The 13,178-nt window shown below is 46.7% G+C and carries 6 protein-coding genes and 2 pseudogenes; 2 read left to right on the top strand and 6 right to left on the bottom strand.

The genetic code is table 11. The features are described from left to right. Window positions 1–12 precede the first annotated feature (12 nt). The 4 genes from JCM15548_RS08425 to JCM15548_RS08420 are packed head-to-tail and all read right to left on the bottom strand — an operon-like array spanning window position 13 to window position 4,881. The gene (locus JCM15548_RS08425; RefSeq protein WP_062124353.1) at window positions 13–1,731 is read right to left on the bottom strand and encodes a RagB/SusD family nutrient uptake outer membrane protein; all 1,719 of its coding nucleotides are present in this window, start codon (window positions 1,729–1,731) and stop codon (window positions 13–15) included. A gap of 17 nt (window positions 1,732–1,748) precedes the next feature. After that, window positions 1,749–2,465, bottom strand: a complete 717-nt coding sequence (locus JCM15548_RS23435) for a SusC/RagA family TonB-linked outer membrane protein (RefSeq protein ID WP_227625604.1) — start codon at window positions 2,463–2,465, stop codon at window positions 1,749–1,751. Window positions 2,466–2,509: 44 nt separating this feature from the next. Beyond that, on the bottom strand, window positions 2,510–2,758 hold the full coding sequence (locus tag JCM15548_RS23430; RefSeq protein ID WP_262486958.1) for a TonB-dependent receptor domain-containing protein: 249 nt from the start codon (window positions 2,756–2,758) through the stop codon (window positions 2,510–2,512). A 20-nt stretch (window positions 2,759–2,778) separates the two neighbouring features. Then, window positions 2,779–4,881: a SusC/RagA family TonB-linked outer membrane protein gene (locus tag JCM15548_RS08420; RefSeq protein WP_227625603.1), complete on the bottom strand. Its 2,103-nt coding sequence runs from the start codon at window positions 4,879–4,881 to the stop codon at window positions 2,779–2,781. Window positions 4,882–5,386: 505 nt separating this feature from the next. Between JCM15548_RS08420 and JCM15548_RS23425 the strand changes: the two are divergent. Together JCM15548_RS23425 and JCM15548_RS08410 are read left to right on the top strand one after the other, a co-directional pair. Next, window positions 5,387–5,848 (top strand): annotated as a pseudogene (locus JCM15548_RS23425) (ligand-binding sensor domain-containing protein); the annotation flags it as partial. A 722-nt stretch (window positions 5,849–6,570) separates the two neighbouring features. Continuing rightward, on the top strand, window positions 6,571–8,832 hold the full coding sequence (locus tag JCM15548_RS08410) for a sensor histidine kinase (RefSeq protein WP_083985046.1): 2,262 nt from the start codon (window positions 6,571–6,573) through the stop codon (window positions 8,830–8,832). Window positions 8,833–8,956: 124 nt separating this feature from the next. Here JCM15548_RS08410 and JCM15548_RS08405 read toward each other — a convergent pair whose 3' ends face one another. Together JCM15548_RS08405 and JCM15548_RS08400 are read right to left on the bottom strand one after the other, a co-directional pair. Beyond that, window positions 8,957–10,666: a glycoside hydrolase family 9 protein gene (locus JCM15548_RS08405; RefSeq protein ID WP_062124347.1), complete on the bottom strand. Its 1,710-nt coding sequence runs from the start codon at window positions 10,664–10,666 to the stop codon at window positions 8,957–8,959. Window positions 10,667–10,714: 48 nt separating this feature from the next. Next, window positions 10,715–13,145: pseudogene (locus JCM15548_RS08400) on the bottom strand (glycoside hydrolase family 94 protein). Window positions 13,146–13,178: the final 33 nt, after the last annotated feature.

Raw genomic sequence — 13,178 nt, 5'->3', positions numbered from 1 at the left:
TGTTTTTTGTGATTACCATCCGGCATTTTGTTTCAACAAACGGTTTGATAAAGAAATTTGCGTCTGAGGTATTTGGAACAGGCCTTTTTTGGAAGTAAAATTATTCGATTCTATCACCACCTGGTCGGTTTCTTCTCCTGAGAGCACCTCTACGCCAGCTTCTTCTGAAATCACAGAGGCGGCGTAATCAACGCCTTGGCGTAACAGGTCCCAATAGCGCAAACCTTCAAAGGCAAATTCCAATTCCCGCTCTTCCATTATATTTTGCTCAGAGGCGGCCACTTCACTAAATTCAGCAGCCACTTCTCCGTCAACCGTATAAGCTCTTCTTCTCACCCGGTTGAGGTATTCACCCGCATTGGCACTACCCAACTCAGCAGCCATCAGCAACACATCTGCATATCTGATAACAATATAATCCTGGTACTGGGAAACCTGGAAGTCCCCCTCTCCCAAACCGGCCACACCGTCCACCAAACGCCACTCATTGGTATTTGGATCTTGCTCCCACTTGCTCATGGGCGTATACTTCTTGACGGAATAACCGGTGTATTCTCTCTGGGTCTCAATGCCCTCAAAATCGGCCAATATACCTTCTCCCTCAAAATCGATCATTGAAGCGGTGCGACGGGTATCCCCATTGTCGTAGGCCTGGGCCACTTTTGGGTGAACCGTACAGGCCCCCCAGCCACGGCCATAGGGGAAAATATTGGTATTTCGCATACCCATCATCACCAACCAGCGATTACCGTCCATATTCCCATTATAATCCTGGGTATAATTAAACTTCTGTGCCAGGACGGTCTCGGAATTTCCCCGACCGGCAAAAGAGGATTGCATGACCTTATTACCTGCTTCATCTTCTTCAACAGTGGTACTGGCAGCTTCCCACAAATTCTTAAATTCACCCACCAAAGCAAATTCCTCACTGGCGATAACCTCTTCCAGGCCAGTCAAGGCTTGCTGAGCACTTACCATGCCAACCAAATCAGTCTGGTCATAATAACCGGTATAATACAAATAAACCCGCGCAAGAAGGGCCTTGGCAGCATGTTGGGTAATGCGGCCATCATTTTCAGAGGCCTTGGCTTTGGGGTAGGCATTGGCCGGAATGTTCCCGGCACCAAACAACAAATCTTCAGCCATCAGTCGATAAACCTCATCCGGATTTACCTGAGGAAGGTTTTCCTCAGTGGGTTCTGTCAACAAGGGAATATTCCCGAACAAACGCACCATATCGAAATACAACAAAGCTCTTAACACTCTGGTTTCGCCTTCAACGCGGTTCCGATTGACCAGTCGGGCCGCCTCATCCTCTCCGTTCCAGGCAATGTTATCCAATTCCTGTAACAACTTATTGCAGCGGAAAATACCGCGGTAATAAGAGACCCACAAATTATTCGCCAAATCCGTAAAGGTTGGTTCCTCTGAGATGTCGAAACGATCTATGATTTGATAGTTGCGCTTATCATTGGTTCCGGTAGCACCAAAACACTGGTCCGACATCACCTCCGACAACAAATAAAAGGAAATATCGGCATCGGAAGACGTCCGCTGCCATCCGTCGTAACATCCAATCAGCGCCAATTCTGCATCGGCCTGAGTCGCATAAAAGTTTTCATCAAAGAGGGAGGTTTCCGGCTCAACATCCAAAAAGCTGTCGGCACAGGAAGCCAATCCCAATCCAACCAAACCCAATGCTGTAATAAAATATATTCTTAAGGACTTCATAGACTCACATTTTTAGATTAAAATTTAACATTTACACCCAGAAGATAAACTCTGGGACGGGGATAATACCCAAGGTCGACACCTGAAACCCAATCGCTTGTTCCGTATCCAACCTCCGGGTCCATACCATCATATTTGGTAAATGTAAAGGCATTTTGAACCTGAGCATAGAGTCTCAATTGTCCCAAATATTCCCACTTGACAAGTTGGCTAAAGTCATACCCCAATGAAACATTGCTGATGCGTAAAAAGTCTCCATCCTTAAGATACAAATCGGAAAACGACCAGTTCACATTGGTTTGGGTCACACGCGGCATCTCATTGGAGGTGCCCTCACCGGTCCATCGCTCCAATATGGCACTCGTATAATTGGCCTTGTTGTTGGAGTGGTTGCGATACGATTGTACGATCTTGTTTCCTGCCACACCGTTGGCAGAAACACTAAAATCAAAATTCTTATAATCCAGGTTGATGTTAAAACCGAACGTGAAATCAGGCGTTCCATCTCCCAAATCCATCTTGTCATCCTCGTTGATCAAACCATCCGAATTCTGATCCACATATTTCACATCGCCTGGTTTTACATTGGGTTGGAAGATGCCATTCCCTGCATTTCTCCAGGCTGCTATTTCTGCCTCGTTCTGAAAAATACCTGCGGTTTCAAATCCCCAGAAATAACCAATGGCATAGCCGTTTTGAGCTCGGTAAAACTCCTCAGAATTGTCGTACAACATATTGGTCTCACCATGAATGATGCCATCTTCGGTAGGAATAGAACCTACCTCATTTTGATTGTAGCACCATTGGCCGAGAGAGAGTAACGCAAATCACCCAGATAGTCCGTCCAGTTCAGGGCCAGTTCCACTCCTGTGTTTTTAACGTCTCCTCCGTTGATAAAGGGAGCTCCGGTACCGGCCGTTCCCAAAATAGGTGCTTCCACCAACCAATCTTTGGTGGTTTTAATATAGTAATCGGCATTGACACCCAATCGGGCATTTATGAAGCGGGCATCAACACCAACATTGATCTGCTCTGAGGTCTCCCATTTTACACCGGGATTGGCCAGACGACCAGGATAGGCACCCTTGGAATTAGAGCCAACTGTGTGCCAAACAAATAATAACCTGCCGGAGAATTACTGTCCCAGTTAGTGATGATCATAGGGGAAGCATATTGGAAATTATCAATATTCTGATTACCAACCTGCCCCCAACTTGCACGCAGCTTCAAGAAGTCCATCCAATCACCGGAGTTGGAGAGAAAAGACTCTTCACTGATGACCCAGCCGGCAGAAACAGATGGAAAATATCCCCAACGGTTGTCCTTTTGAAACTTGGAGGATCCATCAGCACGGAAGGTGGCATTCAACATGTATTTTTCCTTAAAGTTGTAACCCAAACGCGCAAAATACGAAGTTCGTTTGGCCTGCACAGAAGGACCTCCTCCCACATTCCGCTTTTCCGTTACACCAGTGATGTTGCCCTCTTCATCCTCAACCAAAGAGGCTTGTCCGGTCGTATTATCCAGGTAAGCATACTCCCAGCTATTAAACTGATCCAACAAATCCCAATTAGAACCATTGACTGAAATTCCCTGATATTGGATGGATTCCATACCGGCCAAAACATCAAAACCATGATCTCCCATATTAAGACTATAAGCGGCCGTATTGGTCCATGTAAAAGTATGGCCCTTTGACATGCTCTGATTGACCGAGGTGTGATCCTCATTAAAGTTATAAACGGAAAATTTGTACAATGGGGTATAACTTCTATAAGCTCCGGCATAATAGTTCATACCAAAAACGGTCTTCAGAGTCAGATTTTCAACGGGTGTTAATTCCGCGTAGACATCGGCCAACAAACGCTGATCGTTGTTTTGGTTATTGTTATTGGTCATCATGGCACCGTAGGGGTTACCGTCCCCATCATACCACGCCGATCCGGAAGTATCGTTATACGGTGAATCGTATAAATTATTATCGCTATACACAGGTGCGATCGGGGAGGTACCAAAAGCGCCCCGGAGGGTATTGCTGTATTGGTTACCCACCTGGATCCCATTCCGCATGATGTAACTAAAATTCATATGCTGCCCAACTTTCAGTGCATCGTTGTAAAGTTTATGCTCGGTATTCAGTCGGAATCCATAACGCTCATAATTAGAGACATCGGCTCCGCCAACTACGCCTTCCTGACCGGTATAATTGAGCGACAGAGAATAGATAGAACTCTCGGAACCACCACTTACGCCAATATTGTAATTTTCAGTAACGGCATCCTCCACAAACATCTGTCGCACCCAATCGGTATCGGCAGCACCTGCAAAAACAGACGGATTAAAGAGGCTTGCACCAGAATTGGCAGCCTGTTCCTGCATAATGGTAATGTATTCCTTTCGATCCAGCATATCGGCGTAACGAGCTACCTGTTGTATCCCATAATAGGCGTCGAAGGTCACCTGCCCTTTTCCTACCTGACCGGTTTTGGTGGTTACCAAAACCACCCCGTTCGCTGCCTGAGAACCGTAGATAGCAGCTGAAGCTGCATCCTTTAACACATCAATACTCTCGATATCAGATGGAGAAAGAGAAGAGATGTCCCCTTCAATGCCATCAATAATGTATAGCGGGCCTGAATTACCTATGGTACCCAGTCCGCGAATGGTCACCTTCATATCAGCGCCAGGCTGTCCGGAAGTAGAAGTGATGGACACACCGGGTGTTTGCCCTTGCAGAGCCTGTAAGGCACTGGTTGAATTTCTGCTCTGCAGATCATCACCAGACACCTGAATGGTAGCTCCGGTATTCAATTTCTTTTTCTGAACCCCGTATCCTATTACAACAACCTCATCCAAATCCATAAAAGAGGATTTCAATGTCACATCGATGACAGACCTTCCGGAAACAAGCACCTCCTGGGTAACCATTCCCACAAAGGAAAACACCAATATATCCTCGGCTTCAGCCTCCAACGCGTAATTTCCATTGATATCTGAAATAGTTCCGATAGCGGTCCCCTCCTTAATGATGGAAACTCCGGGAATCGGTTCATTCGACGTGTCTGTGACCGTTCCGGTCACAGTGAGCTGAGCCGTAAGGCTTGCTCCCGTCATTAGCATTAATAAAAACAACAAACTTTTTCTTAACATAGCGTTCGTTTTAAATTGAATATTGATTTCCAAAGATATTTTAACACTATTTAGTATTTATGATGATATGTTTAAAGGATAGGTATAGTTTGTACACATGGGGCGTTTGTTTGTATTCAAGAAAGGGGCGTTTTGTCATGACAATACCGATCAATATGCTCAACTACTGTCATTTAGCTGTCATTTACAATCCTATGAAAAGACCGCATAAAATACCCGGTATTGAATGTAATTAATCATGCGTGGGTAAGAAACTATGGGTAGCTATCTGTTTAATGATAAGGGAGTTTCCCATCTGCTTTCATAAAAGACGAGCGGTGAGACCTGACATTATAAGAAACTTATAACTTTAAATGAAGTGCGACGTTTTTGTGAAAAAACACCGTGATAATTTTAAAATTCGTTATCTTTGATAATTAAGTGATTTTAACACATCATACCAAGATGTTTATTAAACACATAGAAACCTGACGCAAAAGACAGTCTGTCGCACATCCAACGGAATATGAGCAGTAGAAAAGCAGCGAGCGAATCCATTTTAGCCTTTATTTTTATATGGGTGACCAATTGCGTTTACGCGCTGAGTCCGGCCCCCTTATCCTCACACCACTTTTCATCGGCCAATAAAACGCCGGGAGAATCCGTTCAATGTATCTATGAAGATAGGTTGGGCATTTTGTGGTTGGGCGTTGAATCCACCGGATTGGTCAAATACGATGGAAAGACCTACACCGTTTATAAAAACAATCCGGAAGACAGTACCAGTATTACTTCCAATTACCCGGTAAAAATAATTGAAGATACAGACGGCTTTTTATGGGTGGCTACGCACAATGGATTAAACAGGTTTGACCGACACGAAGGTGTTTTCAAGCGTTTTCTTTACGACGAATCAGACCCCGCATCCCTTTCATCCAATACGGTAAAAGACATCATCAGGGATGACTCGGATCGTCTCTGGGTGGCCACTTCCAATGGGGTGAATATTTTTCAACCGGAAGGCGAAAATTTTCTGAGACTCCTGCACAATCCGGATGCCACGAAACCGGCCAATGATAATGAGATTGGGGACTTACATATCGACAGCGCCAACAACATTTGGATTGGAACCATGCTCAACGGACTCTTTTTAGTTCCGTTAGAGACTTATAGCCAGCCAGCCCTCTCATGGGCACTTCCCTTAAAAAGTTATTCTACCACCCATCATACGGGCATACGAAACTGGAAAAACGTTTTAAAGGACAGGGGAATTAATGCGATCCGAAACATTACTTCCAGCCATCCCGATACGGTATGGATCGCCAGTCAATCCGGTTTATTCTATTTTTTGAAGAAGCAAAATCAATTCCATCACTACCAATTTCAAAAAACCGAACAGGAAAAATTGAACCGATCGACCTTTCTTTCGCTGTTGATTGACTCGGAACAAAACCTTTGGGCCGGAACCTCCAGCGACGGATTGGTGATTATTGACCCTGGGAAAGAAGAATCCGACTATTTGAATGCTGAAAACTACTCATCCAACCAATTCAAAAGTAATGCCATTAGAGACCTGATGGAAAGTAGACATGGTTTGGTATGGATCGCCACGAAATTTGGGGGACTGCATTACTATGATAAGCGTCAGAAAACTTTTCCGGTCCTGCGAAAGGCGGAAACTCCGGAGGAGGGGCTCAGCATGAATTTGTTATGTCCATCTGTGAAGATGCTGACCGTAATCTATGGGTGGGGACCAAAGGCGGGGGTGTCAACCTCTACAACCGCCAAAAAGATACATTTACCTGGTTCATGGCAGATGGCCAACCAGGAAGTATTCCCAGCAACAGAGTGGAAAGTATTACAGAAGACAGCAACGGGACACTTTGGTTTGGGACGGAACGCGGCATTGTAAGCAAGGAGAAATCCTCATCCAATTTCACCCAACACCTGAATATTCACGGCCGCAACCTCCATATTACCCGGGATGAATTTATGTGGATAGGTACCTCAAACGGCCTCTTTCGTTTTTCACTGGAAAACAAGGAGCTGGCACCGCTCCCCAGCAAACACAATTATTTTTTTGATTTAGAGAGCAATATCGGCATCACAAGGGTGTTTGAAGATCGCCATCAGGTCCTGTGGATAGCCACCACCAACAATGGATTATTTGAATACCATGCGGACACCGACAGCCTGATTAACCATGTCCATGATGCGAACAACCCTTTATCCATAAGCGGAAATCAGGTAAGAGCCATACATGAGGATCAAACAGGCCGACTTTGGTTCGGCACCAAGTCAGATGGATTAAATCTCTACGAAAGAGAAACGGGACACTTTATTCAAAAATCAAGTCCGACCACCCTGCCTTCCAACACGGTTTACCATATTCTGGAGGATGATAAAGGGGCCTTTTGGATGGGCACCCACAGCGGCATCTCCAGGTATAACCCGAACAATGAAAATTTCACCAATTTTGCCATGCACCACGGCTTGCAGGGACTTATTTTCGACATCAACGCGCACGCTAAGACGCATGATGGCTTCATGTTGATGGGTGGTGCCATGGGGGTCAACTTCTTCAATCCTGTAACCATCGAACACAAACCTTATGAAGCGCCTTTAATTATCTCCAAATTTGAAATATTCAATAACGTAAAAGCGATTGACATTAACGCGTTCCGACATTTTGACCTTGAAAAATTCAGCAACTACATATCCTTCGAATTTGCCTTGCTCGACTTTACCAAGCCTGAGGCCAACAACTACGCCTACCAATTACAGCCTTTTGACAACGATTGGATCTATTCGGGCACACGCAATTTTGCGACCTACACCAATCTTCCGCCAGGCACCTATCAATTCAGAGTCAAAGGGGCCAACAGTGATGAGGTATGGACCAGTGATGAATTACAGATTGAGCTATTCATTCCTGCTCCTTTTTGGGATAAGCCCTGGTTTATCCCGGCCTTTTTCCTGATAGCCGTGGCCCTTTTTGTCATAGCCTGGTATATTAAAGTACTAACTACCCGACGTCGTGAAGCCCTCTTAAAGCAGGAAGTGGATCAGCGCACCAAAGACCTTTTTGAGGCTTACAACCAACTCGAAGCCTCCAACCAACAAGTAGAAAAACACAACACGGCCTTAAGGCAGCAACGTGACCGCATTTCCAGACAAAATCTCGAACTCAAAATTCACCGGCAGAATCTGGAACTGATGGTGGCTGATCGCACCAGAGACCTGGAGGAAGCCAAGCAGAGAGCTGAAGAAAGTGACCTTTTAAAGTCGGCCTTCCTGGCCAACATGAGCCACGAAATACGCACCCCGCTCAATGCCATTATGGGCTTTATTGATTTACTGGAAACGGGCGATTTTGAAATGGAAGAACGTCAACGAATGAACGCCATCATCCAATCCAACAGCAATACCCTCCTGCAACTGATCAATGACATCATTGATATAAGTATCATCGAAGCCAATCAGGTCGTTATCCGGAAACACCCCCTTAATTTCCCTGCCTTTCTCGATGAGATTGAACTCCATTACAAAGCCAACAGGGATGCCAAAGAGAAAGGGGTTCCCATTGTGAAACAGCTACCGGCCAACAATGAGGATTTAATCATTCATACGGATCAGGGCAGAGTCAAACAAATATACAGCAACCTGATAAACAATGCCATCAAGTTCACAGATAAAGGATCCATCACCTTTGGATTTAAGTATGCAACGGATCAGGCAAGGATCATCTGTTTTGTAAGGGATACCGGCATAGGGATTTCGGAAGAGAACCGACAAAAACTATTTCAACGCTTCCACAAAATTGAGCCCATGAGTTCCCGGGTTCATAGGGGGACCGGACTGGGGCTCTCCATTTCCAAAAACCTGACGGAATTGCTGGGTGGTGAAATATGGCTGGAGTCTGAGCCGGAAAAAGGAAGCACTTTCTATTTTACGCTACCGCTTAAAGATTAACATTGAATTTTTAACTAAGAGATAGCCAGTCATAAAAAGGGCGCCCCACGTTTGGGGCGCCCTTTTCTGCATAAAAGGAACAACGACCAACTTGTCCGCTTGGGTGTTAATTTTTATCGGGCCATCAGGCGTCAATGCCGCCCGCTAAATAGACCAGAGGAGCATTCCAATTAATGGCTATTTCATTGGTGGAATAGCTGCACTCTAAATCGACATAGGATTTAGCAGGATAAGGGCTCCGCTCAACATCCGGACCGCAATCGGTTAACACGGCTAAATTGGGACCTCCGACAAGGAAGCCGGGAACAGGATCTGCCACGCCATCGGCCCCCGATGGCCGGTGGTGAATATTCATAACACGCTGGTTGCCAAACCCGGTCACCAAACAAAAACCAGTGGCATTTCTTCCCAGAATATAATCCAGATCTGACAGGGCTGATTCCAAATAAGAAGCCTCACCGGTCAACTGATGGGCAAACAGTTTAATCATACCTTCATTGGCCACCTGGGAACTGCTCCCCCAGGCAAACTCCTGAATGCTTATCCCATATGGTGAACGCTCAGAAATGGCCACCAGATCATCGGCCAGCTTAAGAAAGTCTTCTTTTATCGAAAGATTGATCAGATCAGCCGTGAGTTCATCATAAAAATCCATCAACGAATAAACCCCCAATAGACGCACCTGATTCCAGGAAGGCACCTGAGGTTTTTGGTATTTCTCCTTGATGACTTTCAGATACCGGTCACTACCGGTAGCCAGATAAAGTTCTGTAGCTGCCCAAAACCATTCGTCCTCCAAATGATCATCTCCGTATGCACCCGTGGCAATATCCTCAGGCTGCTCATAAATCTCTTCGGGATGCTTCATAGCCCAGTCCCAGGCTATTTCAGCACGGGTCAGACAGCTGTCGGACAAGCCCGGCAACTGCTCTTCATAACCGCTTAACACCCGGTAGGCGGCACTAGCCAATGCCGCATAATTCAAGGTGGCCGCAGTGCTTTTGGCCACTACATAACGATCATTCACCGCTCCATCAGGCATCACAAAACCCTCGAACTGCTTGGTGGTCAGCTTATGATACACCCCGCCATCATTCGGGTCCTGCATGCTCAGCACCCAACGCAGATTGAACAATGTTTCGGATAAAAGATCAGGAATACCACTGCCCGATTCAGGAATGTTCAAATCCAAACCGGCATAATACAGCGGATAATCTTTCAATGCCCGAAGCATGGTATAGGTGGAGATGCCACTATTGACCACGTATTTATTATAATCCCCGGCATCGTACCAACCCAGTGGGGATGAGATGACCGTTCCCTCCGGACGCTGGTCGTCGGCCGCAGAAGCGTGGATATACACCACCGTGTCGGGGTGTCCCGCAGCACGCGCCCACTCACCCGCATAGGCCGCCTCAATGGGCATGGAAGTCCGGTTTAAATAATACGACTTAATGGCCGCTTTACTAAGCTCATGGTAGGGGCGCGACTCAATTACCAGATCGTAGGTCTTTGAAAAGCCGGGTAACTGAACGGTATAATTACCTGCCTGTTCCCATTCCGTAAAATCGACTTTTCGGACCGTATCACCAGAGGCCTCCCAGTATTGAGGTGCAGCCGCACTGGCCCTGAAAACTTCCTGGCCATCTGCATCGAGCAGGACAAATTCATCGACATCTTCAGCGACCAGGGCCAGTTTAGGACCATGGGCGATGTAGCCCACCTGGTTATAGATTAACCGTGTGGCAGACGAGTCATCAACGGACTGCCCGCAGCTGCTCAACAAGGCACCCAAAGCAGTCATTAAAATAAGGAACTTCCATAAAATTGACATATCTGTAATATTTAGGTTTGTAACGATCTATATCATAACCCCATGCACTTACCCCATTATCACCTCTACATCGTATTCGCCGGAATGGTACACGGGGACAAGCTGGTCGGCCACCTCTGCGCCATTGACCAGGACCCGCCTGACACCTTTGCTGACACCATGCGGATTCGTCACCTTGATATGGTAAGTGGCTCCCCGGAATTTACGGACCACTTCAAAACCTTTCCAGTCGGCCGGAATACAAGGATTAATCAGCAAGCCGTCATACTGCGGCTGAATGCCCAGGATGTAGCGGCTAATGGCGTAAAAATTCCAGGAGGCGGTTCCGGTTAACCAACTGTTCTTGGCTTCTCCCGGCTTAAAGGCGTCCTTACCGGCAATCATTTGGGAATACACATAAGGCTCCGTTTTGTGCAAATCACTGATGTCTTCGAGGTAGGCGGGACAAATTTTCCGGTAATAATCCCAGGCGCGTTCGCCCCGACCAATCAGGGTCTCTCCGATCATGATCCACGGATTGTTGTGACAGAAAATACCGGCATTTTCCTTGTAGCCCGGCGGGTAGGTCGAAATTTCACCATATTCAATCACATACCGCGTAAAAGCCGGATTGTTCAAAACAATGCCATATTCACAGTCGAGCCGCTCCTTCACCGAATCCAGCGCTTTTTCCACCATGCCCTCCTCCTTACCAATCTCGGCCATGGAGCACCATCCCTGCGATTCTATAAATATTTTTCCTTCTTCGTTCTCCTCGCTGCCCACTTTGTTGCCAAAAAAGTCGTAGGCCCGCAGGTACCAATCCCCATCCCAGCCATGCTGTTTTATGGCCTCCACCATCTGGTCCACATGCTGCATGGCTGCATCGGCCTCGGCGGTTTTTCCGATTTGTCGACAAAGCTGGGCAAACGCTTTGCCATACACCACAAACAAGCCGGCAATCATAACAGATTCAGCCGTTCCGCCTGTTTTATTCTCTGTGGTCTGAAAAGACTCATTGGGATCATTGGAAAAACAGTTCAGGTTCAGACAATCGTTCCAGTCGGCCCGACCAATTAAAGGCAAGCCATGGGCCCAGGTTATTGACCACATGATAAAAGGACAGCTTAAGGTGCTCAAAGTGCGGCTTAGCCGTACTTGGATCGTTATCGAAGGGCACCAACTCATCGAGCAGCGAAAAATCACCCGTTTCCTTGATGTAATCCACGGTCGACAGAATCAGCCAAAGCGGATCATCGTTAAAATTACCGCCAATGGCATCATTGCCCCGCTTGGTCAGCGGCTGATACTGGTGGTAGGCGCCGCCATCCTGAAACTGGGTGGAGGCAATGTCGATGATGCGCTCACGGGCCCGCCCGGGTATCTGATGCACAAAACCTATCAGGTCCTGATTGGAATCGCGAAAGCCCATGCCACGGCCAATGCCGACTTCGAAGAAGGAGGCCGAACGCGACATGTTAAAGGTGACCATGCACTGGTACTGGTTCCAGATATTCACCATCCGGTCCAGTTTTTCATCCCCACTCTTAATATGGAAAACGCTGAGCAGCTTATCCCAATGCGCCTTGAGTTCCGCCATGGCCTTATCCACCTTTTCAACGGTATTGAAGCGGTCGATATTGGCCAGAGCCCTCTGCTTATTTATGACGCCTTTTGATTCCCATTTTCCTTCTTCCGGATTCTCTACGTAGCCCAAAATAAAAATCAGCTCTTTGGTCTCCCCGGGATTCAGATCAATTTCAAAGTAATGGGAAGCGACGGGCGACCACCCATGGGCATGTGAATTCCGGGGACGACCTTCCACCACAGCCTGTGGCTCGGAATATTCATTGTACAAACCCACAAACGATTCCCGATCGGTATCAAAACCCTGAACAGGCGCATTGGCATGGTAGTAGGCAAAATGATTCCTTCGGTCCTTGTACTCCGTTTTATGATAGATGGTGGAGCCCTTGACTTCGACCTCTCCGGTGCTGAGGTTACGCTGCAAATTGTTCTGATCGTCTTCGGCATTCCACAAGGCCCATTCCATGAAAGAAAAAAGCCTGAAGCTTTTTTTGGCACCTGAAGTGTTGGTCAGCCGGACCTTCTGCACTTCACTCCACGATTTGAGGGGCACAAAGAACAAAACCTCGGCTTCCAACCCATTCTTGGCGCCGGTAATTTTGGTATAACTCAGGCCATGGCGGCACTCATACTTATCCAGTGGTGTTTTGACCGGCTTCCAGCCCGGCGACCAAAAGGTGCCTCCATCATTGATATAAAAATACCGTCCCCCGTTGTCCATGGGCACATTGTTGTACCTGTAACGGGTCAGGCGGCGAAATTTGGCATCCTTATAAAAGGCATACCCTCCTGCACTGTTCGAAATCAATGAAAAGAAATCCTCATTGCCCAGATAATTGATCCAGGGCCACGGGGTTTGTGGATTGGTGATCACATATTCACGGCTATCATCATCAAAATGTCCAAACTTCATCTGTCTTATTATTAACTTTTTTCTTTGTTTTAA

Origin of the sequence: Geofilum rubicundum JCM 15548 (genome assembly GCF_000974365.1) — a bacterium.
Classification (GTDB): domain Bacteria; phylum Bacteroidota; class Bacteroidia; order Bacteroidales; family Marinilabiliaceae; genus Geofilum; species Geofilum rubicundum.
Note: the sequence above shows the minus strand (reverse complement) of the source record. Positions and strands in the feature narration are given on the sequence as shown.